Here is a 24,523-nt window from a genome sequence, read left to right on the forward strand (position 1 = left end):
GAGCCGAATCCGCGATCAGACGTCGAGATTGGCGACGCTCAGCGCATTCTCCTGGATGAATTCGCGGCGCGGCTCGACCACGTCGCCCATCAGGCGCGTGAAGATCTCGTCGGCGACGTCGGCCTGGTCGATCGCCACCACCAGCATCGATCGGTTCTGCGGATCGAGCGTGGTCTCCCACAATTGCTCGGCGTTCATCTCGCCCAGCCCCTTGTAACGCTGGATCGACAGCCCCTTGCGGCCCGAGGCGAGGATCGCGTCGAGCAATTCGCTCGGCCGTGCGACGAGCGTCTCGCCCTTGGCCGCGATCACGGGCTCTTCCTCTTCCCCCTCGGCGACAGGCGCCGCCTCGGCCTCGGCCTGCGCGGCCTTGACCGACACCAGCTTCGACACCGCTGCATAGCTCTCGGCCTGCTCGGCGGCGAGCGCGTGGAGCTTGCGGCCTTCGGCCGAAGCGAGGAACGCCGCCTCGACGATGTGGTGGTCGGTCACCCCGCGCCACAGCCGCTCGAAATGGAAGCCGCCTTCCTCGGTGACGCGTGCCGACCAGCGCGCATCCTCGTCGGTCAGGTCGAGCCGCTTCGTGACGGCCGCGAGCCGCTCGCCGCGCTGCTCGCGCGACGCTTCGGGATCGAGCGCGCCGCCCAGCGCCAATGCCTCGATGATCGACGGATCGTAACGGCGCGGCACATAGCGCATCAGCGTCTTCATGCGCCGCGCATGCTCGACCAGCTTGGCGAGATCCTCGCCGAAGCGCGGGCCCTCGTTGGTCTCCAGCCGGTTGCCGCCGACGCCCGCCTCGACCAGATAGTCGTCGAGCGCGGCATCGTCCTTGAGATACACTTCCGACCGTCCCTTGGTCGCCTTGTACAGCGGCGGCTGGGCGATGAAGAGGTGCCCCGCCTCGATGATTTCGGGCATCTGGCGGTAGAAGAAGGTGAGCAGCAGCGTGCGGATATGCGCGCCGTCCACGTCGGCGTCGGTCATGATGACGATCTTGTGGTAGCGCAGCTTCTCGAGGTTGAAGTCGTCGCGGCCGATGCCGGTGCCCATCGCCTGGATCAGCGTGCCGATCTCCTTCGACGACAGCATCCGGTCGAAGCGCGCGCGCTCGACGTTGAGGATCTTGCCGCGCAGCGGGAGGATCGCCTGGAAGTGCCGGTCGCGGCCCTGCTTGGCCGATCCGCCGGCCGAGTCACCCTCGACCAGGAACAGCTCGGACTTGGCGGGATCGCGCTCCTGGCAGTCGGCGAGCTTGCCGGGGAGCGAGGCGATGTCCATCACGCCCTTGCGCCGGGTCAGCTCGCGCGCCTTCTTCGCGGCCTCGCGCGCGGCGGCGGCGTCGATCACCTTCTGGATGATCGCGCGCGCCTGCTGCGGATTCTCCTCGAGCCACTCGGCGAGCTTGTCGGCCATCAGCGCCTCGAGCGGCTGACGCACCTCCGACGAGACCAGCTTGTCCTTGGTCTGCGAGCTGAACTTGGGATCGGGCAGCTTGACCGAGACGATCGCGGTGAGCCCCTCGCGCATGTCGTCGCCGGTGAGCGTCACCTTCTCCTTCTTCAGCATGCCGCTCTTGTCGGCATAATTGTTGATCGTGCGCGTCAGCGCCGCGCGGAACGCCGCCAGATGCGTGCCGCCGTCGCGCTGCGGGATGTTGTTGGTGAAGCAGAGGACGTTCTCATAGTATGAGTCGTTCCACTCGAGCGCGACGTCGATCGTGACGTCGTCGCGCGTGCCCGCGATCGCCACCGGATCGGGCATCAGCGGGGTCTTGTTGCGGTCGAGCCACTTCACGAACGCGGCGATCCCGCCCTCATAGAACAGCTCGATCTCCTTCACTTCCTCGTGCCGCGCGTCGCGCAGGAACAGCCGCACGCCCGAATTCAGGAACGCCAGCTCGCGATAGCGATGCTCGAGCTTCTCGAAGTCATACTCGGTCTGGTTCTTGAACGTGCCCCCGTCGCCCGGAACCTTCTCGGTCGAGGCGAGGAAGGTCACGCGCGTACCCTTCTTGCCCTCGGGCGCCGGCCCGATCACCTTGAGCGGCGCGGTCGCATCGCCATAGGCGAAGCGCATGTAATGCTCCTCGCCGTCGCGCCAGATGTTGAGGTCGAGCCACTCGGAGAGCGCGTTGACCACCGACACGCCCACGCCGTGCAGGCCGCCCGACACCTTGTAGGCATTGTCGTCGCTGGTGTTCTCGAACTTCCCGCCGGCATGCAGCTGGGTCATGATCACCTCGGCCGCCGACACGCCTTCCTCGGGGTGGATGCCGGTCGGGATGCCGCGGCCATTGTCCTCGACGCTCACCGAGCCGTCGGCGTTGAGCTGGATGATGATGCGGTCGCAATGCCCCGCCAGCGCCTCGTCGATCGCGTTGTCGCTGACCTCGAACACCATATGGTGCAGGCCCGATCCGTCATCGGTGTCGCCGATATACATGCCGGGCCGCTTGCGCACCGCGTCGAGGCCTTTCAGGACCTTGATGCTCTCGGCGCCGTAGCTGTTGGTGTTGGGGGTGTTTTCGGGGATCGTGGAGTCTTCGGATGCCATGCCCAGCATATAGGGTCGCGAGTCACGAAACGGAAGCAAAATGGGGCGGGCCGCGCGCCGCGAACGCAAGGCCGGACGCGCGGGATGTTAACTATTTTTTAACGTACTTTGGCGACTAGGCGTTAACCGTGTCTTATCCGTGTGCCGGGGGGCATCCATATGCGTAGCATTGTACTCGCCGTCCTTGTCTCGTTCGTCCTGGCGGGTTGCGCCGCGAGGCGCGAAACCGTGATGGCCAGCGCGTCGCAGGTCGAGATCGTCGACGATGGCGGCGCCGGCCAGGTGATTCGGCCGGCGGACCAGGCGCGGATCGACTCATTGCCGGCGATCTGGCGTGCCGCATGGGGCCAGTCGACCGGACGCGTGCGCACGGCCGAGGGCGCGCTGCTCGAGCCAGGCGCCGCGCTCGATCATCCCGAACTCAGCCCCGGCTCCTATAATTGCCGCCTGATCCGGCTCGGCCGCCGCGCCGGCGCGCGCCGGATGCGCAGCTTCCCCACGCATTTCTGCCATGTCGGCACGTCCAATGGCGAACTCAACTTCACCAAGCAGACCGGCAGCGACCTGCCCGCCGGGCATCTCTACAAGACCGAGAAGCGCTATACCTTCGTCGGCGCGCTGCAACGCGCGGAAGGGGACAATTCACTGGTCTACGGCACCGATCAGGCGCGCGACGTCGCCGGGGTGGTCGAGCGCGTCGGCCCGTTCCGCTGGCGCATGGTCGTGCCAGTGGGCGAGCAGGATCTCGACATCCTCGAACTGACGCCGGTGCCGGTCGAGCGCCAGGCGAGCTGAGCTAGCTCGCGGCCATCACGCCGTCGCGCACCGCATAGCGCGTCGCTTCGCCGATCCCCTCGAACAGCGCCGCTTCGGTGCCTGTCATCCATACCTGCCCGCGCCCCGCGAGCCGCTCGAACAGGGCGCGCCTGCGGCTGGGGTCGAGATGCGCGGCGACCTCGTCGAGCAGCAGGATCGGGGCGCGGCCGGTGCGGTCGGCGACCAGCTCGGCATGGGCGAGGACGATGCCGAGCAGCAGCGCCTTCTGCTCCCCGGTCGAGCAGAGCTGCGCCGCCTGTCCCTTGCCGAGATGCGTGACGGCGAGATCCTGGCGATGCGGCCCTGCGAGCGTGCGCCCCGCGGCGGCGTCGCGCGCCCGTCCGGCGCGCAGCTCGCGCGCCAGCTCGGCCACCGCCTCGCCCTCCAGCGCGAGTCCCGCCCGCGCGAACGGCCCCTCGGGCTGGTCCGCCAGCCGCGCCGCCAGCGCCGCGACCGCGCCGCGCCGTGCCGCATCGATCGCCGCGCCATGCTCGGCCATCCGCGCCTCCAGCGCGCTCAGCCAATCGGGATCGGCGGGCTCGTCCGCCGCCAGCAGCCGGTTGCGCTCGCGCATCGCCGCCTCGTAGCGCGCGCTGTGGTGCGCATGGCCTGGCGCCAGCGCCAGCGTCAGCCGGTCGAGGAAGCGGCGCCGCCCGCTCGCCGGTTCGACGAACAGCCGGTCCATCGCCGGGGTCAGCCACAGCACGGTGAGCCATTCTGCAAGGCTCGCCGCCGCCGCCGCCGCGCCGTTGACGCGTACCACGCGCCGCTCCGGCGCCACCGGCTGCGTCCCCGTGCCGATCTCGACGCCTTCGGCCAGTGTCGCCGCCACCGCGAACCCGCCGCTGCCGCCCTGCCGCGCGATCTCGGGCAGCGGCGCGCGCCTGAGGCCCCGTCCGGGCGCGAGCAGCGACACAGCTTCGAGCACATTGGTCTTGCCCGCGCCATTGTCCCCGGTCAGCACCACGAACCCCGTACCGGGCGTCAGCGACGCGGCCGCATGGTTGCGGAAATCGGTGAGGACGAGGCGGGCGAGGGCCATTCGACCGCCTCTAGCGCGATGGTGGGCGGGCGGATAGCGTGGCAACGAGTTGATTCACGCGGAGGCGCGGAGGACGCAGAGATGACGCCTGTTGCGCGCAGCGTCCGCGCATATTCGACGCGCGCCAATCGGTGCCGCTCGAGGCGTGGGTGCCGCCAATCCGGCAACCAGCATCTCCGCGTCCTCCGCGCGAAGAAGCTTCTTGCGCTTGCGCCTACCGCGCGATCCGCCCCACGCGCACCAGCACCCCGTCGGGATCGCTCACTGCGAACTCGTACGTCCCCCATGGCTTGAGGTGCGGCGCGCCCGGCTCGATGATCGCCTCGCGCACACGGTCCGCCACCGCGTCGACGTCCTCGACATAGAGGTACAGCCCGAACGGATTGTACGGCGCCTGCAGCTTCGACATGTCCTCGGCGCGCAGATGCAGGTCCCAGCCCTTGCCGTCGCTCAGGCTGCGATAGTCGCCATAATCGCTCTCCAGCACGAAGCCGAGCCGCTCGTAGAATGCCTGGCTGCGGTCGAGGTCGTGGCACGGCAGAATCGCCGTCACGACATGCTCGGGTCGGTGGTCGGGCATCGTTTCGTCTGCCTTCTTGCCTATATCGCTCTCGCGCGGGCATAAGCCGCGCTCCGACGACCTCCTAACAGAAAGCACCGATCCCGTGTCCGAGATGTTCCGAATTACGCTGCCCGACGGTTCCGTCCGCGAGGTAGCCCCGGGGACCACCCCGGCGGACATCGCCGCGGCGATCGGTCCGGGCCTCGCCAAGGCGGCGATCGCCGCGCGCGTCGACGGCGAACTGCGCGACATCACCCGCCCGCTGGAGGGCGATGCGAACCTCGCGCTGGTCACCTCGCGCGACGAGGCCGATGCGCTCGAACTCGCGCGCCACGATTTCGCGCACGTGCTGGCGGAGGCGGTGCAGGCGCTGTGGCCGGGTACGCAGATCACCTTCGGTCCGGCGACCGAGGACGGCTTTTACTACGACGTGATGGCCCCGGCCTCGCGCGAACCCTTCTCGATGGACGACCTGCCCGCGATCGAGGAGAAGATGCGCGAGATCATCCGCGCCGACAAGCCGCTGCGCCGCGAGGTGTGGAGCCGCCAGCAGCTGATCGAGAAATGGGAGGCCGAGGGCGAGACCTTCAAGGCCGAATGGGCAAAGGAACTGCCCGAGGGCCAGGAGCTCACCGTCTATTGGAGCGGCAGCGACTGGCTCGACATGTGCCGCGGCCCGCATCTCGCCTCGACCGGCAAGCTCGATCCGCAGGCATTCAAGCTGATGCGCGTCGCGGGTGCCTATTGGCGCGGCGACCAGAAGAACGCCCAGCTCACGCGCATCTACGGCACCGGCTGGCTCAACAAGAAGCAACTCGACGCGCACCTCCACAAGCTCGAGGAAGCGGCCAAGCGCGACCACCGCAAGCTCGGCCAGGAGATGGACTTGTTCCACCTCCAGCAGGAGGCCCATGGCAGCGTCTTCTGGCACCCCAAGGGCTATATGATCTGGCGCGAGCTCGAGGCCTATATGCGCCGCGCGATCGACGCCGCCGGCTATCGCGAGGTCAAGACGCCGCAGGTGATGGACGCGCGCCAGTGGGAGGCCTCCGGGCACTGGGGCAAGTATCGCGAGAACATGTTCGTCATCCCCGACGAGGTGCCCAACACCGAGGAGGACGGCCCGCTCGTCTCGGACGACGCCGAATGGATGGCGCTCAAGCCGATGAACTGCCCGGCGCACATCCTGATCTTCAAGCAGGGGATCAAGTCGTACCGCGACCTGCCGCTGCGCTTCTACGAGAATGGCTGCTGCCACCGCAACGAGCCGCACGGCGCGCTCCACGGCCTGATGCGCGTGCGCCAGTTCACCCAGGACGACGCGCATATCTTCTGCCGCGAGGACCAGATCGTCGACGAGGTGCAGGCATTCTGCCGCCTCGCCGACCGCATCTACAAGGACTTCGGCTTCACCTACTCGATCAAGCTCGCGCTGCGCCCGGACAAGCGCTTCGGCACCGAGGAAATGTGGGACCAGGCCGAGGCCGAGCTGCGCGACGCCGTGGTCCGCGCCGGCCTCGCCACCGAGGAATATGGCTGGGAGGAACTGCCGGGCGAGGGTGCCTTCTACGCCCCCAAGCTCGAATGGCACCTCACCGACGCGATCGGCCGCACCTGGCAGGTCGGCACGATCCAGTCGGACCGCGTGCTGCCCGAGCGGCTCGACGCGACCTATGTCGGCGAGGATGGCGAGCGCCACCGCCCGGTCATGCTCCACCGTGCCATCTTCGGCTCGTACGAGCGTTTCATCGGCATCCTGATCGAGCATTTCGCCGGCCGCCTGCCCGCCTGGCTCGCCCCGGTCCAGGCGGTGGTCGCGACGATCGTCTCCGACGCCGACGACTATGCCAGGGACGCCGTCGCCCAGCTCAAGGCCGCGGGCATCCGCGCCGACAGCGACCTGCGCAACGAGAAGATCAACTACAAGGTGCGCGAGCACAGCCTTGCGAAGGTCCCGCATTTGCTGGTGGTCGGCAAGCGCGAGGCGGAGGAGGGCACCGTCGCGATCCGCACCCTCGGCGTCGAGGGCCAGCGCGTGATCCCGCTCGCGGAGGCGATCGCCTGGCTCAAGGGCGAGGGCACGCCGCCGGACCTGCGGGGGTGACCGTCCACGCCGCCATCGGCCGCCACGGCGCGGGCGAGCGGCTGGCGCGGCACCGGCACGCCGAAGGCTATGTCGCGGTCGTGCTCGACGGCGGCTATCTCGAAGCGGGCGAGCGCGGCCGCATCCGCGCGCAGGCGGGGATGGCGGTGGTCCATCACGCCTGGTCGGCGCATCAGGACGGCTTCGGCGCCAAGGGTGCGCGAGTGCTCAACCTGCCGCTGCCCGCCGGCCTCGCCGAGGGGCCGGTGCGCCTCGCCGATCCCGATGCGGTGGCCCGCCTCGCCGGCCGCGATCCGCTGGCCGCGGCCGAGCTGGTCCGCGACACCGCGACGACCGCCACGGCGACTCCCGGCGACTGGCCCGACCTGCTCGCCGCCGCGCTGGACCGTGACCCATCGCTTCCGATTCGCGACTGGGCCGCCACGACCGGCCTCGACCCGGCCTCGGTCAGCCGCGGCTTCGCGCGTGCCTATGGCGTCAGCCCCAAGCGCTTCCGGCTCGAGCTGCGCACCCGCCGTGCGGTGCGGGCGCTGACCGGCTGGCACGGCACGCTCGCCGCGCTCGCCGCCGAGCACGGTTTCGCCGATCAGGCGCATTTTTCGCGCGCCGCCGTGGCGCTGACCGGCCTCTCGCCGGCGCGGCTGCGTTTGCTGCCCTAGGGCAAAGTCCGTTCAAGCGGGCGGGGGTGCTATAGGCTAATAGCACAGTCATGAACCGCCGTAATCTCCTCGCCGCCGCGCTCGCGCTCCCTCTGCTGCCCGCGCGCCCCGCCTTCGCGCAGATGGCGAAACCGCCGATGCGCACGCGCTGGAACGTGACCGGCTCGGAGGGCTTCGACGCGATCGCCTTCCTCGGCGCGCTGTCCGGCCGCGATCTCTACCGCGCGCGCTACGCCGCCGAGGCCGACGCCTTCGGCCCCAAGCTCCCGGCGGAGGTCCGCGCCGACATCCCCAGGCTCGCCGACGAAGCCGACAAATCCACCTTCGGCCTGCTCTGGCCGGTGCTCGCCAACATCCTGAGCGGGGCGGGGGTCACCACGCTCGCTTCGGTGATCGCCTTGCTGTCCGACCTCGAGGGCAAGGTGCGCCCGGCGTTCGTCAAGAACCCGAGCCGCGAGGACGCCGATTTCGACTGGCTCAAGGCCAATGCCTCGCGCCTGGTCCGCGTCTTCACCGCGCTGCGCGACGCCGGCTTCGCCGCCTTCCGCCGCGACAAGCTCGGCGCCGGGTTCGACGATCGCATCGCCGAGGTCACGCGCGCGCTCGCCGGCTACGACGTGGTGCACTGGCAGGAGAAGCTCACCGGCCGCACCTTCGATCCGGTGATCAACGTCGTGCTGCTCGCCTTCTCCAAGCCGCACGGCGCCAAGATGCAGGGCCAGACCTTCCTCCAGGCCGCCGATTACGACACCGCCACCACCGTCCGCATCGCCGCGCACGAGATGCTGCACCCGCCCTTCCCGATGGACGGCCCCGCGGCCAGGGCGGCGCTCGCGGTGCTGGCGAAGGACCCGCTGATCCCGCGCATCGTCCGCGAGCATGACCCCAAATGGGGCTACACCACGCTCGACGGCATGCTCAACGAGGACATGTGCGAGGCGCTCGACCAGCTGATCAGCGAGGCGCTCGGCGTCGCGCGCAACCCGGCCGACCGCTGGCGCCGGGCCGATGATGGCATCCACGTCCTCGCCGCCGCGCTCTACGGCCTGCTGCGCCAGGACAAATGGGTCGAGACCGGCGGCGACATCGAGCAGTGGACCGCCACGGCCGCGGCGGCGGGCCGGCTCGCGCCCGAAAGCCTCCACGCCGCCGCGTCGCGCGTGCTCGAACGGCCCGCCGATCGGCTCTGGCCGCTTGCCTGAGCGGCATTCCGGCCCCATATCGACGTAGCGCCCGCGCCACAGCGTGTGGCTTTTTCGTCCGACTCGCGCGGCAGGGCTACCCTGTCGGGCTGCGGCGCGCTATCTTGACCGCTTAGAACTGTAACAGGAGAAGCCTCCATACGTCCTCCCATGTCCCGGCGCGGGTTCGCGCCCCCGGTGCCCACCGGCCCGCGCTTCAATGAATTCATCCAGTCGCCCAAGGTCCGCGTGATCGACCATGAGGGCGAGAATCTGGGCGTGATGTACACGCGCGAAGCGATGGAACAGGCGCAGGAGCTCGGCCTCGACCTGGTCGAGGTGTCGCCCAACGCCGACCCGCCCGTCGCCAAGTTCCTCGATGTCGGCAAGTACAAGTACGAGGCCCAGAAAAAGGCCAATGCCGCGCGCAAGTCGCAAAAGACGCAGGAGATCAAGGAGATCAAGATGCGTCCGAACATCGACGATCACGACTATGATACGAAGATGAAGGCGATCCACAAGTTCATCGGCGAGGGCGACAAGGTGAAGGTCACCCTGCGCTTCCGCGGCCGCGAGCTCAGCCACGGCCAGCTCGGCATGGCGCTGCTCCAGCGCGTCCAGGCGGACACCGCCGAGGACGCCAAGGTCGAGTCCTATCCGCGCATGGAAGGCCGCCAGATGCTGATGGTGCTGGCGCCGAAGTAAAGAGGAACGGCCGGGGGCCGCGTGCGGCCTCCCCTTTTCCGGCCGTTCGCTCTTTGCGACGCGTGGACCCTGCTCATGTCGAAGCGCCGAACACCTTCCTCGGGCGAAACTCCTGATCGCCTGCTTCCCCTGTTCGTCGACGCGCGGCAGCTTTGGGGGAAACTCTCATGGGAAGCGCGGCGGTTGCAGACAGCACGCGAATCCAGCCCGTTCGACCTGGAAGGGCTGGTGTTCGGCGCGATCAACTTTGCGATCACCGCACAATCGTTGGAGGATTGGGCGATCGGCCAGTTGCTCCGACGTGATCGGGCCAACGGCGTCACCAAAGTGGCGCTGTTGCAGGCGATCGGGTCGGCGGTGCCGATGCAGCCGGCCTTTCGCGATATCGCCAACACTGCCAAGCACGGTATTCATCGCGATTCCCACTGGCTCGCGGGAACGGTGGAGCTGGTCCATTTTGCGGCCTTCTCCGGCACGCCGCGCGAATATGTGCTGATCTATCACGGTGCGGATAGCCGGGCACATGCCAGCGACACGCTGTTCGACGACGCGACTGCGCAGTGGCGCGCCTATCTCGAATCGACGGACCTCATCTGAAACTCAGACGGCAGCCGGCGGCTCCCACAGCTCGATCGCATTGCCTTCGGGATCGTGGATCCGCGCGAACTTGCCGGTCTCGGGCGTGTCCCATTCGTCCTTGGTGATGATCGCGATCCCCGCCGCGTTGAGCTGCTCGAGCAGCCCTTCGAGGTCGCGGACGCGCAGGTTGATCATGAACGCCTTGTCCGCCGCGAAATAGTCGGTGTCGGCCTTGAACGGTGCGAACACCATCGGCCCGCCCTGCGTCTGCCAGAACCATTCGTCGGGCTCGCCCCCGCCCATGTCTGCTTCGTCGGCGCTGCACCCGGCACCGATGCCCAGATGCTCGCGATACCAGCTGTTCAGCGCGTCCGGGTCCTTCGCCCGGAAGAACAGGCCGCCCATCCCGAGTACGCCCATCGGAGTGTCTCCTTGCGGTTGGCGAAGGTGCGATCCTAGAGCGCAAAGTCCGGTACGCCTAGGCGGAGAACGCCCACCCTCTCTCCGTCATCCCCGGCCCCGTGCCGGATCCACCGGGAGGCGGGCAATGCGCAGGGGGTTCGGACGCGTCGCATGGGAGGCGTGGATCCCGGTACGAGGCCGGGACGACGATCGACGCGATCGGCAACCGGTGCCGGATATCTCACGCCGCCGTCGCGAATTCCCCCAGGCCCATCGCGGCATCGAGCATCCGCCGCTCGAGCGACTTCAGCCGCAGGGTCGCATTGATCTTGTCGCCGGTCAGGTCGGTCACGTAGAAGGTGTCGACCGCGCGCTCGCCATAGGTCGCGACATGCGCCGAGTGAATCGTCACCTTCGACTGGAATAGGGCATAGGCGAGGTGGTGGAGCAGCGCCGGCCGGTCGCGCGCATTCACCTCGATCACCGTGAAGCGGTTCGACGCCTTGTTGTCGATCAGCACCGCGGGCTCGATCGGGAAGGCATCCGCGCGCGGCCGCGGCAGCGGCTTCGCGGCGAGCCGCTCGGTCAGCTTGGCGCGGTTGGCCAGCGCTTCGGCGATCCCCGTCTCGATCCGCGCCAGCTGCCCCGGATCGTCGAACGGGCGGCCGAGCGGGTCCTGCACCAGGAAATTGTCGATTGCCATGCCGTCGCGCGTCGTATGGATGCGCGCGTCGATGATGTTGCCGCCCGCGGCGTGGATCGCGCCGGCGATGCGGTAGAACAGGCCGGCATGGTCGGCGGCATAGACCGTCACCAAGGTCGCGCCGCGATCGGGATAGACCGTCGCCTCGACCGACAGCTGCGCCTGGCCCGCGCGCTCGATGAAGCGCGCGTTGCGCTCGATCACGTCCTCGGGCTCGGCCACCCAATAGGCTTCCGGCAGCCGCTTGATCAGCGCGCTCACGTCGCGGCCCAGCGCCGCGGCGAGCGCCTCCTGCTTGGCGGTGATGCGCTCGCCGCGGCCGCGCTGCTTGTGGCCGAGCCGCAGCACCTCCTCGGCGCTGTCGAAGAGGTTGGTGAGCAGCTGGCGCTTCCACCCGTTCCACACGCCCGGCCCGACCGCGCGGATGTCGACGATGGTGAGGACCAGTAGCATCATCAGCCGCTGCGGCGACTGCACCACCTCGGCAAAGTCGAGGATCGTCTTGAAGTCCGACAGGTCGCGCTTGAACGCGGTCGCCGACATCAGCAAGTGCCAGCGCACCAGCCACGCCACCGTCTCGGTCTCCGCGGGCGAGAGGCCGAGCCGCGGCCCCAGCTTCAGCGCCACCTCGGCGCCGAGCACGCTATGGTCGCCGCCGCGCCCCTTGGCGATGTCGTGGAGAAGCACCGCGACGTACAGCGCCCGGCGCGAGGCGATCTGGTCGAGGATGCCGCTCGCCAGCGGATGGTCCTCGCGCGCCTCGCCCTTCTCGATGCTCGCTAGCAGCCCGATCGCGCGGATCGAATGCTCGTCCACCGTGTAGTGGTGGTACATGTCGAACTGCATCTGCGCGACGACGCGGCCGAAGTCGGGCACGAAGCGCCCGAACACCCCCGCCTCGTTCATCCAGCGCAGCACCGTCTCGGGATCGCGCGGCGACGTCAGCACGTCCATGAACAGCGCGTTCGCGCGCGGGTCGTTGCGCTTGTCGTCGATCAGCTTGGCGTCGCGCGCCGCGGCGCGCATCGTCAGCGGGTGCACCTCGAGCCCGTGCAGGTCGGCGAGCTGGAACACTTCCAGCAGCCGCACCGGCTCCTCGGCGAAGAAGCTGTCGCGCGGCAGCGCCAGCCGCCCGCGGTCGAGCACGAAGCCCTTGAGCTTGGCCGGCGAGCGGCGGATGCGCGGCAGCCCGAAGCGGCTCCCGCGCGCCGCGAACTTCTCGTCGAGATGCGCGAGGAACACGCCGGTCAGGTCGCCGACCATCTTCGCCTGCAGGAAGTAGAAGTGCATGAAGCGCTCGACCTTCGACTTGCCCGGCCGGTCGGCGTAGCGCATGCGCTCGGCGATCTCGCGCTGGAAGTCGAAGGTCAGGCGGTCCTCGGCGCGCCCGGCGATGTGGTGCAGATGGCACCGCACCGCCCACAGGAAATTCTCGGCGCGGCGGAACTGGCGATATTCGAGCTTGGTCAGCAGCCCCGCGCCGACCAGCTCGGCCGGCTCGCGCACCCCATAGGTGTATTTCCCGATCCAGAACAAGGTGTGGAGGTCGCGCAGCCCGCCCTTGCCCTCCTTGAGGTTGGGCTCGACGACATAGCGGCTGTCGCCCATCTTGCGGTGCCGCTCGTTCCGCTCGTCCAGCTTCTGCGCGATGAAGGCGCGCGCGCTGTCCTTCTGCACCTCGTTGCGGAAGCGCAGGCTGGCCTGGTCATAGACTTCGGTGTCGCCCCAAACGTACCGCCCTTCGAGCAGCGCGGTGCGGATCGTCACGTCGTTCTTGGCCTCGCGCACCATCTCGTCGAGCGAGCGCGACGAATGGCCGACCTTCAGCCCCATGTCCCACAGCGAGTAGAGCATCGATTCGATGACCTGCTCGCTCCAGCTGGTCTGCTTCCACGGGGTGATGAAGGCGATGTCGACGTCGCTGAACGGCGCCATCTCGCCGCGGCCATATCCGCCGACCGCGACCAGCGTCATGCGCTCGGCCGCGCTCGGGTTGCTGTTGGGATAGAGGCGCGTGACGGTGAAGTCCCACAGCACGCGGAGCAGCTGGTCCATCAGGAACGCGCCGCTCGCCGCGCTCTCGTGCCCGCGCGCGGGATGCTCGGTCAGCCGCCGCGCGATCTCCTCGTGCCCCGCCTCCAGCGCCGCCTTGAGTCGCAGCGCCGCGGCCTGGCGCAGCCGCATCGTGTCGCGCGCGTCGAGCGCCGCGAGCTCGTCCGCCAGCGCCCGCCGATCGACGATCGCGCGGCGGTTGGGGACGGAATCGAAGCGCGCGGACATGCCAGGGCAGATAGGGGAAGCGGGAGACGGGCGCTACCCACCACGCCACGTCGTCCAAGCCGCTCCCTACGTCATCCCGGGCTTGACCCGGGACCGGGCTTCTTCATCTCCGGAAAGGCAGCTCGGCCCCGGCTCGAGGCCGGGGGTGACGGTATCGTCCTTCGGGCCGAGTTCAATCCGCCTTCCGCGCCACGCCGACCAGCGCCGGGCGCAGCAGCCGGTCCTTGATCATGTAGCCCGACTGGATCTCCTGCACGATCGTGCCCGGCTCGGCGTCGGCGCTCGGCACTTCCATCATCGCCTGGTGGCGGTTGGGGTCGAGCGCCTCGCCCAGCGCCGACACCTTGGAGATGCCGTGCCGCGCGAACACCGAATCGAGCTCGCGGCCGGTCGCCTCGAGCCCGGCGACCAGGCCCTTCATCTTCTCGTCCTCGCGCAATTCCTCGGGAATCGCGGAGAGGGCCCGCGACAGATTGTCCGCGACCGACAGGATGTCGCGCGCGAAGCTGGTCGCGGCATAGGCGCGCGCGTCCTCGGCTTCCTTCTGCGCGCGGCGCAGCAGGTTCTGCGCCTCGGCGCGGGCGTAGAGCGTGGCGTTCTGCGCCTCCTCAAGCTGCGCCTCGAGCGCGGCGACGCGGTCGTGGTCGGCGACTTCGGGAGCCTCGTCGGCGGTTTCGCGGCGAAGGTCCTCGGTCGTCTCGGTCTTGTCTTCTTCGGTCATAGTCCCTGTTTTTCTTGATGTTTCAGGCCAGCAATCTGGAATTCTTCAGTTTTACGCCAGCAACCTGGCGAGGGTGGCGGCGGTGAAATCCACCATGGGCACGACGCGGGCATAGTTCAACCGTGTCGGTCCGATGACGCCCACCACGCCGACCACGCGGCCGTCCAACGCACGAACCGGTTTGGCGATCACCGACGAGCCCGACAGCGCGAACAATTTGTTCTCGGAACCGATGAAGATCCGCGTCGCCTCGCCCTCGCGCGCGCTGTCGAGCAGCCGGGCGATCTCCTCCTTGCCCTCGAGCTCGTCCAGCAGCTGGCTGACCCGGTCGAGGTCGTCGGCCGCCGCCGCGTCGAGCAGCCGCGCCTGGCCGCGCACGATCAGCACCGGCCGGTCGCCGCCATCCTGCGACCACACCGCCAAGCCCCGCTCGACCAGCGCCCGCGCGGCATCGTCGAGCGCCGCGCGTTCGGCGCGCAGCTCGCGTTCGACCCGCGCGCGCGCCTCGCTCAGCGTCAGCCCGCCGAGCGTCGCCGTGAGATAGTTGGCCGCCTGCTCCAGCGCGGCGGCGGGCATGCCGGCCGGCAGCTCGACCACGCGGTTCTCGACGGATCCGTCCTCGCCCACCAGCACCGCGAGCGCGCGATCCTGCCCCAGCGGCACGAAGCCGAACTGGCGCAGCACGCGCTCGGCCTTGGGCACCAGTACCATCCCCGCGCATGCCGACAGCCCGGACAGCGCCGCAGTGGTGTTCGCCAGCGCCTCCTCGACCGGCCCGCCGGTCCCCGCCCGCGCCTCGATCGCGGCGCGCTCCTCGGCCGAGGGCTCGGACGCGCGCATCATCCCGTCGACGAACAGCCTGAGGCCCAGCTCGGTCGGCATCCGCCCCGCGCTGGTATGCGGCGCGGCGAGCAGCCCGAATTCCTCGAGGTCCTGCATCACGTTGCGGATCGAGGCGGGCGAGAGGTTGAGCCCCGCCACGCGCGAGATCGTCCGCGACCCCACCGGCTGCCCCGCCTCAAGATACGATTCCACCACCACGCGAAAAATGTCGCGCGCGCGATCGGTCAGCTCGGTGATCGGCGGGGTGGTCACGATTCAGTGATTTAGCGCGATCACACGCTCACTCAAGGCCGCGCGCCGATCAGCGGCGCCAGCGCGGGGATCAGGTCGGGCGCGTTGCCGAGCGCGTCGGCCATCGCGCGGTTCGCTTCGCCGTTGCAGCCGAAATTGTAGCGGAGCTGGCTGGTGCGCGCATCGGCATATTCCCAGCGGACGCTGACGCTCGGAAGATCGGTCGCCCCCATCGGGCATTCCGGCCGCCCCGGGGCATAGCTCCGCTCGGTTGCCGGCGCGGGGCGATAGGGCGCGAGCGCGGCGGCGAATGCCTCGAACTCGGCGGGGGTCAGGCGGAAGTCGCGCTCGCCGCTGACCTGCGTGTTGTGCAGGCCGATGAAGGTGCCCGCGCCGTCGCTCGATACGCTGAACGAGTAGACCGGGCATTTGCCGAAGCACGGTCCCGCCTCATACTCGATCGCGGTGATCGCCTCGCGCGCCGGCGCGGATGCAGGCCCCGCCCCCGCCGCCGCGCCGCCGCGCTCGGGAATGATCCCCCGGCACCCCGTCACCGCCACGCCAAGCAGCATCACCGCAACCAACCGCCGCATCGTCTACTCCCGATGGATCGCGCGTGGAGACTGGCGCGTTCCGCCCGCGCCGTCTAGGTGCCGCACCTGACAGCCACAGGAGATTCCCGATATGCGCCCCAGCGGCCGCGCCCCCGACCAGATGCGCGCGATCTCGATCGAGCCCAACTTCACCGTCCATGCCGAGGGTTCGGTGCTGATCGCCTTCGGCCACACCAAGGTGCTGGTCACCGCCAGCGTCGAGGAGCGCGTGCCGCCCTTCCTGCGCGGCAAGGGGCAGGGCTGGGTCACCGCCGAGTACGGCATGCTCCCGCGCGCGACTCACACCCGCGGCAGCCGCGAGGCGGCGAAGGGCAAGCAGTCGGGCCGCACGCAGGAGATCCAGCGGCTGATCGGCCGCAGCCTGCGCGCCGTCACCGACCTCGCCGCGCTCGGCGAGCGCCAGATCACGCTCGACTGCGACGTGATCCAGGCCGATGGCGGCACCCGCACCGCGGCGATCTCGGGCGCCTGGGTGGCGCTGCGCCTCGCGGTCGACAAGTTGCTCCAGTCGGGGGCGCTCGAGCGCGATCCGGTCCGGCAGCAGGTCGCCGCGGTCAGCTGCGGCATCTACCAGGGCACCCCGGTGCTCGACCTCGACTATGACGAGGACAGCGCCGCCGACGCCGACGCCAATTTCGTCCTGCTCTCCGACGGCAAGATCGCCGAGGCGCAGGCGACCGCCGAGGGCGCCTGCTACGACGAGGAGGGGCTGCTTCGCCTGCTCCGCCTCGCGCGGATCGGCTGCGCCGACATCTTCGCCGCCCAGCTCAAGGCGGTCGGCCGGTGAGCGGCGAGGGCGACACCCCCCAGGCGATCCGCAAGCTCGCCCCGGGCAAGCTCGTCATCGCCAGCCACAACGAGGGCAAGGTGCGCGAGATCCGCGAGCTGCTCGCCCCCTATGGCATGGAGCCGGTCAGCGCCGCCTCGCTCGGCCTGCCCGAGCCCGACGAGACCGGCACCACCTTCGTCGCCAATGCCGAGCTCAAGGCGATGCAGGCCGCCGACCTCTCGGGCCTGCCCGCGCTCGCCGACGATTCGGGGCTGTGCGTCGAGGCGCTGGGCGGCGAGCCCGGCATCTTCTCGGCGCGCTGGGGTCTGGGCGATCCCGGCATTCCCGGCATCGAACCGAAATTTGGCGAAGGGTTCGAGGGCCGCGATTTCGGCCTCGCCATGCACCGCGTAAACGAGAAGCTGGAGGCGCTGCCTCCCGGAACCAGCCGCAGCGCGCATTTCGTCTGCGCGCTCGCGCTCGCCTGGCCCGACGGCCATGTCGAGTGGTTCGAGGGCCGGGTCGATGGCACGCTCGTCTGGCCGCCGCGCGGCGCCAACGGCTTCGGCTACGACCCGATGTTCCTCCCCAACGGCCATACCGAGACCTTCGGCGAGATGGACCCGGCGGCGAAGCACGCGATGAGCCACCGCGCCGACGCCTTCCGCCAGCTCGTCGCCGCGGTGTTCTAGCCCATCGCCGGCTCCGCCCCGGGCAGCGGATAGGGCTTCCCGGCCCGCGCGATGAAGGTCAGGAAGACGCGCAGATCCTCGGTCGGATGGGTGTTCTCGACGCCGTGCGCCACCTCCAGCGGCGTGTGGACATGGTCGCCCGCCTTGACCGGGACGATCGCGCCGTCGATCTCCATCTGTCCCGCACCGCTGATGATGTAGTAATATTCGTCGAACGCGCCTTCCTTGTTGCGGTCGTCGAGGAAATGGACGTGCACGCCTTCGCTCGCGCCCGGCGGCAGGTCGTAGATCATGAAATGCGCGGGCCAGGGTTCGTTGGCGAAGCGGAACCATTTGATCCGGCCCTTGCCCTTGCCCCGATGGATGCCGGCGACCTCGCGCATCCCCTCGGCCTCGCCGTCCTTGGTGAAGCGAGCCTTGGGCTTGGCGGCGGACTCGCCGGCGAGCGCGCGCTGGCTCAGCATCGCGAAACAAGTGCCCGCCGCAGCAAACGCCGCGCGGCGGTTGAGCTTCGCGTCGGTCATGATCGTTCCTCCGCCTCGCCATGAATCCTGTGCGCCGCCAGCGCGAAGGCGGGTTCGGCCCGGCCGGTGCCCAGCACCAGATCGGCGACATAGCGCCCCACTGCGGGGCCGTGCTTGAAGCCGTGGCCGCTCCCGCCGCCGGCGATCCAGCAATTGCTCCAGCCGGGGTGGCGGTCGATCAGCAGATGGCCGTTGTCGCTGTTCTCGTACTGGCAGACCCGCGCCTCGGCGAGCGGGCGTCGCGCCAGGTCGGGGAAGCGCCGCGCGAGATAGGCGCGCACCTCGGCCAGTGCGCGGTCGGTGATGCGGCGGTCGAACCTGTCGGGATCGAAGCTCGGCCCGTGCCGGTCGAGCGCGATCTTGAAGCCGCGGCCCTCGATGTCGGGAAAGCCGTAATGCAGATCCTCGCTGCTCACATCGACCCAGGCGGGCAGCTTCGTGCCGCCGAACCGGCCGTCGCCGGCCTTGGGTGCGAAGAAGAACACGTCCTGCCGCGTCGGCACGATCCGCGCGCCGACCACGTCCGGAAACAGCTTGGGCAGCCATGGTCCGCAGGCGAAGATGAAATGGCTGGCCTCGAGCGCGCTCCCGTCCGCCGAGGTGACCGCGTCCAGCGCGGCACGCGCCGAGCGCGGCGGCGCAACCGCGAACTGGCGGAAGCTCCCGCCCGCGGCCACGAACGCCTCGACCAGCGCCTGGACGCTGCGCCGCGCCATCAGCGCGCCCATCGTCGGCTGCATCACCCCCACCGCGATGCCGTCGAGACCGATCTGCGGCCAGCGCCGCGCCAGCTCCGGCGCGGCGAGCTTCTCGATCGGAATATCCAGCGCGCGCTGGATCGCGATGCTGCGGTCGATCTGCGCAGTGTCCGCCGGATAGAGGTAGAGCGCGCCCGTTTCGTGGAAGATCGGGCTGCCGAGCCGCTTCGACAGCGCGTGCCACTCGGTCAGCGATTCCCATGCCCAGCGCGTGTAGAGTGCGTTGCCGGCATATTCGGTGCGGATCAGCCGCGTCTCCCCGCCCGAGGAAGCGCGCGAATGCGCCGCGCCCCAGGCGTCGACCAGCAGCACCGAATGTCCTCGCCGCCGCAGCGTCCATGCGGTCCAGGCGCCGAACACGCCCGCGCCGACGACGATGAAGTCCCAGCCGCCCGAAGCGCGCGCCCGCGCGCGTGCCGGCATCGACGACGCCCCGGCCAGCACGCCCGCCGCCGCCAGCACGCCGCGCCGCGACACCGCACGATCCTCCCGTTCGCTCTCCGACCCGCGCATGTTCGTCCCCGGAGGAGCGGCGCCCGTCGCCGCCGCGAGCGCGATTGAACCGCCTCGCGGCCGGCGCCGCTACGCCGCCGCCGGGTAAGGCGCCGGCCATTCGGGGTAACCGCGCCCGTTCACGCCGCTTCCAGCGTCCGCTCCGCGGCGAGGAAATCGGTCAGCCGGTCCGCATTCGGCTCGATTCCGTTCTTCTGCAGGATCACGCCGATATTGCCGCGGTGATAGGTGCCGTGCATCGCGATGTGCAGCAGCATGTCGCCGCGCGACATCCGCCCCGGCGCGCCGTTCGAAAAGGTGAAGTCGACAATCTCGTCGCGCCCGGCAGGCGTCAGGATATCGGCATAGGAGACATACCAGTCGGCCGTGACGGTGGTCGGTTATCTGCGGCCGGTGTGCGCCGCGCCGCGAATCGCGCCGGCTTGCTGAGCATCGAGACCAGGCGCGCGCAGTTCCGCCCTGACCGTGCAACCTTCGATGCCTCGATGCGTAGGTCGGGCGGCCCCCTGCGTGGAGAACGTGATGCAAGAGCAGGTCGTCGAACGGGTCGGCACGCTGGCGCAGGCGATCCGCGCCAAGGATATCCAGGCACTGATGGCGCATTATGCGCCCGACGTGATCGTGTTCGACCTCCGCCCGCCGCTGCGGGTCGAGGGCGCCGCAGCCTATCGCCGCAATTTCGAAGCGTGGTTCGAAGGGGTCGAGGGCGCAATCGCGTTCGATGTCGAGCATCTGCAAGTGGATGGCGCCGGCGACCTGGCCCTCAGCCACTATGTCGCGCATGTCCGATTCGCGGCGCGCGCGGGCGCCGCGATCGACTATCGCGTGCGGGTGACCGCGGAATGGCGCGAGCGCGGCGGGCAATGGCGGATCGCGCACGAGCATATCTCGGTCGCGCTCGCGCCGGAGCTGATGCGTCAGGCGCTGGCGCAGCGCGGTGCGTGAGGCAACTCAGGGCAGCGCCCGCTGTCCCCACACATTGCCTGCGGGCGAATAGCGGCACACCAGGTAATCGTCGCGCCGGTTGCTCGCGAGCGCGCAGCCGACCCGCGTCGTGCGCGCCCACACGATCTGGCTGTAATGCCCGGCATCGACGAGCCGGCCCGTGCGGCTGACATTGGGGATCGGCGCGTTCACGAAGTGGCGGCGCTCGTCGATCCAGTGCTGCGCCATCTCCTCGTAGCGATAGGCGCCGCGCGTGCCGGTCCACAGATTCTCGCCCTGCGCCGCGGGACCGCCCGGCTGCTTCGAATGCTCGAACACGCCGCGCCGGGCGAGCTCCCGGGCATAGTCCTCGGCATCCTCGGCCAGCCGCTCGTCCCACGCCAGCGGCGGCATCCGCACATCGGCGCGCGCTTCGTTGTGCAGCTCGAGCATCGCCGCGCGCAGCCGCTCGCCGCCGCGCGGCGCGTTCGCCTCGAACCGGCGCGGCTCGATGATGCGCTCTGGCACGCGGTCGGGCGGCTCCTGCGCGGGCGAGCAGGCGGCAAGCAGGAACAAGGGTAGCAACAGCATCTTTCGCAAGCCTCCCAACAAGCGCATAGCGCGCCCGCGATGAACGCTTCCCAACCGTCGAACACCCCGCCGCTCGCGCTCTACGTCCATTGGCCGTTCTGCGTGTCCAAATGCCCTTATTGCGACTTCAACAGCCATGTCCGCGACGTGGTGGACCAGGAGGCGTGGCGCAAGGCGATGCTCGCCGATCTCGCGCATGAGGCGGCTTTGCTGCCGGGGCGGCGGCTCGGCTCGATCTTCTTCGGCGGCGGCACGCCCTCGCTGATGCCGCCCGAAACGGTGGCGGCGGTGATCGACGCGGCGACCGCGGCCTGGGCGCCGGCCGGCGATCTCGAGGTCACGCTCGAAGCCAACCCCTCCTCGGTCGAGGCGGCGCGTTTCGCCGACCTCGCCGCCGCCGGGGTCAACCGCGTCTCGCTCGGGCTGCAGGCGCTCGACGACGATGCCCTGGTCTTCCTCGGCCGCGCGCATGGGGTCGAGGAGGGGCTCGCCGCGCTCGCCACCGCGCAGCGCCATTTCGGCCGGGTGAGCTTCGACCTGATCTATGCCCGCCCCGGGCAGTCGGTGGCGGCATGGGAGGCCGAGCTGACCCGGGCGCTCGGCTTCGGCACCGAGCATCTCTCGCTCTACCAGCTCACGATCGAGCCCGGCACGCGCTTCGCCACGCTCGCCGCCAGGGGCGAGCTGACGATCCCCGGCGAAGACGAGGCCGCCGACCTGTGGGAGGTCACCCAGTCGCTCACCGCCGCCGCCGGCCTGCCGCGCTACGAGGTCTCGAACCACGCCCGCCCGGGCGCCGAGAGCCGCCACAACCTCGCTTACTGGCGCTACACCGACTATGCCGGGATCGGTCCGGGCGCGCATGGCCGCCGCGGCGGCCTCGCGACGTTGCGCCACAAGAAGCCCGAGAACTGGCTCGCCGCGGTGACCCGCAACGGCAGCGGCTTGCAGGAGGAGACCCCGCTTTCCGACCGGGAGGCGGCGATGGAGCGACTCGTCATGGGCCTGCGCCTGACCGAGGGGATCGACTTGCGCGACGTTCCGGAGGGGGCGTTGGACATGGCCAAGGTCGCGAACGCCAACTTCGTGCGTTACTTGTTCCACTTTGACGACCGGCTCGCCGTGACCGACGCCGGCATGCCGGTCCTCGAAGCCCTGCTCCGCGAGATCGTCCGCGGCTAGGCGCTGGGCCTCAAGTCACTGAAAGGCAGCGAGAACCTGCCGCGCCTGCAATGTTGGAATCCATTTGCTCGCATAGCGGTGCCGGGACGCCGGCACGCTCTTTGACAATCGGCCAAGATGGAACAAGTGGACACACGCAAAAAACGCGCGTGCCGAATTCTCCTCAGCGGCCGCCGAACCCCTGCGGCGCCGGGGAGACCGTGACGGTGGTGCCGCCGCGGATCTCCTGCACCTCGAGCGCGCGCTCGGCGATGCCGTCGCGGCCGAAGCGGAAGGCGCCGTCGAGCCCCGCAAACCCGTCGCGGTCGCTCAGCCGCTCGGTCGGGAACGCGTCGCCCGGCCGCCAGCCCTGCGCAATGCGTACGGTCAGCAGCACCGAATCATAGCCCAGCGTCGAGAGCCGGTAGGGCGCCGCGCCGAACCGCGCGCGATACTTGGCGGCGTATTGGCGGTAATAGCTGTCCGAGACGCTCGCGAACCACGCCCCGTTGAGCGCGGTGAGCCCGCCTACGCCCGAATCGCTGTTCCACAGCTCGGTGCCCAGCACGCGCGCGCCCGGGCTCGCGCGGCGGAGGCCGGGGACCGCGGCGGCCGCGCCGCTCGCGCTGTCGGCGATCAGCACCGCTTGGAAGGGCGAGCGCGCGAGCCGGGCGATCGCCTGGCTCACCGCGCCGCGGTTATAGGTCTCGAGCGCGGTGACCTTGCCGCCCGCCCCCTCGACCGCGCGCAGGAAGGCGGTCGAGGCGCGCTCGCCATAGAGGCCGGTCGGCATCAGCCCGGCGAATTGGGTGACGCCGCTGCGCCGGGCATGGTCGACCACGCGCTCGATCGACTGGGCGGGGGCATAGCCCATGAGGTAGGTGCCGTTGCCCGCGACGCTGGCATCGTTGGAGAAGCTCAGCACCGGCACCCCGGCCCGCCGCGCGATCGGCGCGACCGCGCGCGCATCCTCGGCGAGCAGCGGGCCGAGGATCAGCTTGTTGCCGTCGGCCAGCGCGCGCTGCGCGGCGGCGGCGGCGCCGGTGGCGGTGTCATAGGTGGTGATGCGCACATCCTCGGCCTTGGTGTCGAGGATCGCGAGCTGGGTCGCGTTGGACAGGCTGCGCCCGACCCCGGCATTGGTGCCCGACAGCGGCACCAGCAGCGCGACGCGGTGGCGCGCGGTGTCTTCCTCGGGCAGGCCGGGGCGGACAGGGCCCGGGGCGGGGCGCACCGGCGCGGGCTCGGGCCGAGTCGGGGCGGGCGGCGGGCCCGACGGCCGGACGCAGGCCGAGACGGCAAGGGCCCCGGCGATGACCAAACTCCGGAGCAGCGAGGCAAAGCCCCGTTGCGGTTTCACTGCTGCCTCTGCCATGACGCTCCCCAATGACTTCTACGCTTGCCCCCGGCCTCTACATCGTCGCCACGCCGATCGGCAATCTCGGCGACTTGTCCCCGCGTGCGGCCCATATACTCCTGAACGCCGATATTGTTGCGGTCGAAGACTCGCGTGTGACGGCCGGGCTGTTCCGGCACCTCGGCGCGAAGCGCCCGATGACCCCCTATCACGACCATAATGCCGAGGCGGTCCGGCCCGGCCTGGTGGCGCGGATGGCTTCCGAAGCGGTGGCCCTGGTCTCCGATGCCGGCACGCCGCTGATCTCGGATCCCGGCTTCAAGCTGGTGCGCGACGCCCGCGCTGCGGGGCATGCGGTGACCACGATTCCCGGCCCCTGCGCGGGGATCGCGGCGCTGACGCTGGCGGGCCTTCCCACCGACCGCTTCCTGTTCATGGGCTTCCTCCCCGCCAAGCAGCAGGCTCGCGCCGAGACGATCGCCGAGGTCGCGACGGTCCGCGCGACCCTGGTCTTCTACGAATCGGGCCCGCGCCTCTCGGCCGCCCTGGCGGCGCTGGCCGAGGGGCTGGGCGACCGCGAGGCGGCGGTGGTGCGCGAGATCACCAAGAAGTTCGAGGAATGCGTGACGGGCAGCTTGACGGAGCTCGCCGCGCGCTATGCCGATGCCCCGCCCAAGGGGGAGATCGTCATGGTCGTCGCCCCGCCCGGCGAGGCCCCGCCCGCCAGCGCCGAGGACGCCGACGCCGCCCTTGCCGAGGCGCTGACCCGGCTCCCCGTCTCCAAGGCGGCGGGCGAGGTGGCCAGGCGCTTCGGCCTCGACCGCAAGGCGCTCTATGCGCGGGCGATGGAGATGAAGGGGTGAGGGACCGCCGCGTCGCCGAGCAGGCCGGGCGCGACGGCGAGACGCGCGCCGCCTGGTATCTGCGGCTGCGCGGCTGGCGAATCCTCGACCGCCGCGTGCGCACCCCCGCGGGCGAGGTCGACCTGGTGGCGAAGCGCGGCAAGCTGATCGCCTTCGTCGAGGTCAAGACCCGCGCGACCCAGGCCGAGCTCGACTTCGCGATCGACGAGCGCCGCCTCGCCAGGGTCGCCGCGGCCGCCGAATATCTGATGCCGCGCTATGCCACCAACGGCGAGGACATCCGCGTCGACGTCCTCCTCCTCGCCCCGGGGGTCCGGCCGCGCTACATCGAGAATGCCTGGATCGGGTGACAATCCGCCTCCGCCTCCCTAAC

Annotated in this window: 25 protein-coding genes; 12 read left to right on the forward strand and 13 right to left on the reverse strand. The window is 69.9% G+C overall.

Annotated features, from left to right (window positions below; all coding sequences use genetic code 11):
- Nucleotides 1-15 precede the first annotated feature (15 nt).
- Nucleotides 16-2,565, reverse strand: a complete 2,550-nt coding sequence (gyrB, locus tag ACO227_RS08740; protein ID WP_423606936.1) for a DNA topoisomerase (ATP-hydrolyzing) subunit B — start codon at nucleotides 2,563-2,565, stop codon at nucleotides 16-18.
- Between the two features lie 150 nt (nucleotides 2,566-2,715).
- Here gyrB and ACO227_RS08745 point away from each other — a divergent pair, with 150 nt between their 5' ends.
- Entirely contained in the window at nucleotides 2,716-3,351 is a 636-nt protein-coding gene (locus tag ACO227_RS08745; RefSeq protein WP_423606938.1) for a DUF4893 domain-containing protein, read from the forward strand.
- 1 nt (nucleotide 3,352) lies between these two features.
- Here ACO227_RS08745 and recF read toward each other — a convergent pair whose 3' ends face one another.
- Complete coding sequence (gene recF, locus ACO227_RS08750) at nucleotides 3,353-4,414, reverse strand: DNA replication/repair protein RecF (protein WP_423606940.1); 1,062 nt, start codon at nucleotides 4,412-4,414, stop codon at nucleotides 3,353-3,355.
- Between the two features lie 214 nt (nucleotides 4,415-4,628).
- On the reverse strand, nucleotides 4,629-4,994 hold the full coding sequence (locus ACO227_RS08755; RefSeq protein WP_423606941.1) for a VOC family protein: 366 nt from the start codon (nucleotides 4,992-4,994) through the stop codon (nucleotides 4,629-4,631).
- Nucleotides 4,995-5,079: 85 nt separating this feature from the next.
- Here ACO227_RS08755 and thrS point away from each other — a divergent pair, with 85 nt between their 5' ends.
- The 5 genes from thrS to ACO227_RS08780 all read left to right on the forward strand — a co-directional run bounded on the left by thrS (nucleotide 5,080) and on the right by ACO227_RS08780 (nucleotide 10,222).
- Nucleotides 5,080-7,080: a threonine--tRNA ligase gene (thrS, locus tag ACO227_RS08760; protein ID WP_423606943.1), complete on the forward strand. Its 2,001-nt coding sequence runs from the start codon at nucleotides 5,080-5,082 to the stop codon at nucleotides 7,078-7,080.
- Nucleotides 7,077-7,739: a helix-turn-helix domain-containing protein gene (locus ACO227_RS08765; RefSeq protein ID WP_423606945.1), complete on the forward strand. Its 663-nt coding sequence runs from the start codon at nucleotides 7,077-7,079 to the stop codon at nucleotides 7,737-7,739. The genes thrS and ACO227_RS08765 overlap by 4 nt, the downstream gene beginning before the upstream one ends.
- 50 nt (nucleotides 7,740-7,789) lie before the next feature.
- Complete coding sequence (locus tag ACO227_RS08770; protein WP_423606947.1) at nucleotides 7,790-8,941, forward strand: hypothetical protein; 1,152 nt, start codon at nucleotides 7,790-7,792, stop codon at nucleotides 8,939-8,941.
- Between the two features lie 150 nt (nucleotides 8,942-9,091).
- Nucleotides 9,092-9,625 (forward strand): translation initiation factor IF-3, encoded by a 534-nt coding sequence (infC, locus tag ACO227_RS08775; RefSeq protein ID WP_423606949.1) that lies wholly within the window; start codon nucleotides 9,092-9,094, stop codon nucleotides 9,623-9,625.
- Nucleotides 9,626-9,700: 75 nt separating this feature from the next.
- Nucleotides 9,701-10,222: a hypothetical protein gene (locus ACO227_RS08780; RefSeq protein WP_423606951.1), complete on the forward strand. Its 522-nt coding sequence runs from the start codon at nucleotides 9,701-9,703 to the stop codon at nucleotides 10,220-10,222.
- A gap of 3 nt (nucleotides 10,223-10,225) precedes the next feature.
- Here ACO227_RS08780 and ACO227_RS08785 read toward each other — a convergent pair whose 3' ends face one another.
- The 5 genes from ACO227_RS08785 to ACO227_RS08805 all read right to left on the reverse strand — a co-directional run bounded on the left by ACO227_RS08785 (nucleotide 10,226) and on the right by ACO227_RS08805 (nucleotide 15,977).
- Nucleotides 10,226-10,624: a VOC family protein gene (locus ACO227_RS08785; protein ID WP_423606952.1), complete on the reverse strand. Its 399-nt coding sequence runs from the start codon at nucleotides 10,622-10,624 to the stop codon at nucleotides 10,226-10,228.
- Nucleotides 10,625-10,847: 223 nt separating this feature from the next.
- Nucleotides 10,848-13,589 (reverse strand): [protein-PII] uridylyltransferase, encoded by a 2,742-nt coding sequence (locus tag ACO227_RS08790; protein WP_423606953.1) that lies wholly within the window; start codon nucleotides 13,587-13,589, stop codon nucleotides 10,848-10,850.
- A 172-nt stretch (nucleotides 13,590-13,761) separates the two neighbouring features.
- Entirely contained in the window at nucleotides 13,762-14,310 is a 549-nt protein-coding gene (gene grpE, locus ACO227_RS08795) for a nucleotide exchange factor GrpE (protein WP_423606955.1), read from the reverse strand.
- A 51-nt stretch (nucleotides 14,311-14,361) separates the two neighbouring features.
- Nucleotides 14,362-15,405 carry a heat-inducible transcriptional repressor HrcA gene (gene hrcA / locus ACO227_RS08800; RefSeq protein ID WP_423606957.1) on the reverse strand — a complete coding sequence of 348 codons (1,044 nt, stop codon included), beginning with the start codon at nucleotides 15,403-15,405 and terminating at the stop codon, nucleotides 14,362-14,364.
- Nucleotides 15,406-15,437: 32 nt separating this feature from the next.
- Nucleotides 15,438-15,977 carry a DUF6438 domain-containing protein gene (locus tag ACO227_RS08805; RefSeq protein ID WP_423606959.1) on the reverse strand — a complete coding sequence of 180 codons (540 nt, stop codon included), beginning with the start codon at nucleotides 15,975-15,977 and terminating at the stop codon, nucleotides 15,438-15,440.
- 91 nt (nucleotides 15,978-16,068) lie between these two features.
- Here ACO227_RS08805 and rph point away from each other — a divergent pair, with 91 nt between their 5' ends.
- Together rph and rdgB are read left to right on the forward strand one after the other, a co-directional pair.
- Entirely contained in the window at nucleotides 16,069-16,785 is a 717-nt protein-coding gene (gene rph / locus ACO227_RS08810) for a ribonuclease PH (RefSeq protein ID WP_423606961.1), read from the forward strand.
- Nucleotides 16,782-17,459, forward strand: a complete 678-nt coding sequence (gene rdgB, locus ACO227_RS08815; protein ID WP_423606963.1) for an RdgB/HAM1 family non-canonical purine NTP pyrophosphatase — start codon at nucleotides 16,782-16,784, stop codon at nucleotides 17,457-17,459. Before rph ends, rdgB begins: the two co-directional genes overlap by 4 nt.
- Here rdgB and ACO227_RS08820 read toward each other — a convergent pair.
- From ACO227_RS08820 to ACO227_RS08830, 3 genes are all read right to left on the reverse strand, one after another.
- A complete protein-coding gene (locus tag ACO227_RS08820) occupies nucleotides 17,456-17,983 on the reverse strand; it encodes a cupin domain-containing protein (RefSeq protein WP_423606965.1) in 528 nt (175 codons plus the stop codon). The two genes, rdgB and ACO227_RS08820, sit on opposite strands and share 4 nt — an antisense overlap.
- Nucleotides 17,980-19,254 carry an FAD-dependent oxidoreductase gene (locus tag ACO227_RS08825; protein WP_423606966.1) on the reverse strand — a complete coding sequence of 425 codons (1,275 nt, stop codon included), beginning with the start codon at nucleotides 19,252-19,254 and terminating at the stop codon, nucleotides 17,980-17,982. Before ACO227_RS08825 ends, ACO227_RS08820 begins: the two co-directional genes overlap by 4 nt.
- A gap of 119 nt (nucleotides 19,255-19,373) precedes the next feature.
- Nucleotides 19,374-19,526, reverse strand: a complete 153-nt coding sequence (locus ACO227_RS08830) for a DinB family protein (RefSeq protein WP_423606968.1) — start codon at nucleotides 19,524-19,526, stop codon at nucleotides 19,374-19,376.
- 250 nt (nucleotides 19,527-19,776) lie between these two features.
- Here ACO227_RS08830 and ACO227_RS08835 point away from each other — a divergent pair, with 250 nt between their 5' ends.
- Nucleotides 19,777-20,199 carry a YybH family protein gene (locus ACO227_RS08835; RefSeq protein ID WP_423606970.1) on the forward strand — a complete coding sequence of 141 codons (423 nt, stop codon included), beginning with the start codon at nucleotides 19,777-19,779 and terminating at the stop codon, nucleotides 20,197-20,199.
- Nucleotides 20,200-20,205: 6 nt separating this feature from the next.
- Here the strand turns inward: ACO227_RS08835 and ACO227_RS08840 are convergent, their stop codons facing one another.
- Nucleotides 20,206-20,769, reverse strand: coding sequence for a CAP domain-containing protein (locus ACO227_RS08840; protein ID WP_423606972.1), 564 nt, complete (start codon nucleotides 20,767-20,769; stop codon nucleotides 20,206-20,208).
- Between the two features lie 39 nt (nucleotides 20,770-20,808).
- On the opposite strand from ACO227_RS08840, the gene hemW reads away from it, so the two are divergent.
- Nucleotides 20,809-21,951: a radical SAM family heme chaperone HemW gene (gene hemW / locus ACO227_RS08845; RefSeq protein ID WP_423606974.1), complete on the forward strand. Its 1,143-nt coding sequence runs from the start codon at nucleotides 20,809-20,811 to the stop codon at nucleotides 21,949-21,951.
- A gap of 163 nt (nucleotides 21,952-22,114) precedes the next feature.
- On the opposite strand, the gene ACO227_RS08850 is transcribed toward hemW, so the two are convergent.
- Nucleotides 22,115-23,305 carry a penicillin-binding protein activator gene (locus ACO227_RS08850; RefSeq protein WP_423606976.1) on the reverse strand — a complete coding sequence of 397 codons (1,191 nt, stop codon included), beginning with the start codon at nucleotides 23,303-23,305 and terminating at the stop codon, nucleotides 22,115-22,117.
- Between the two features lie 11 nt (nucleotides 23,306-23,316).
- On the opposite strand from ACO227_RS08850, the gene rsmI reads away from it, so the two are divergent.
- The gene (gene rsmI / locus ACO227_RS08855) at nucleotides 23,317-24,150 is read left to right on the forward strand and encodes a 16S rRNA (cytidine(1402)-2'-O)-methyltransferase (RefSeq protein ID WP_423606977.1); all 834 of its coding nucleotides are present in this window, start codon (nucleotides 23,317-23,319) and stop codon (nucleotides 24,148-24,150) included.
- Complete coding sequence (locus ACO227_RS08860) at nucleotides 24,147-24,500, forward strand: YraN family protein (protein ID WP_423606979.1); 354 nt, start codon at nucleotides 24,147-24,149, stop codon at nucleotides 24,498-24,500. The genes rsmI and ACO227_RS08860 overlap by 4 nt, the downstream gene beginning before the upstream one ends.
- The last annotated feature ends 23 nt before the right edge of the window (nucleotides 24,501-24,523 follow it).

Origin of the sequence: Sphingomonas sp. MS122 (assembly GCF_049532975.1) — a bacterium.
GTDB lineage: Bacteria > Pseudomonadota > Alphaproteobacteria > Sphingomonadales > Sphingomonadaceae > Sphingomonas.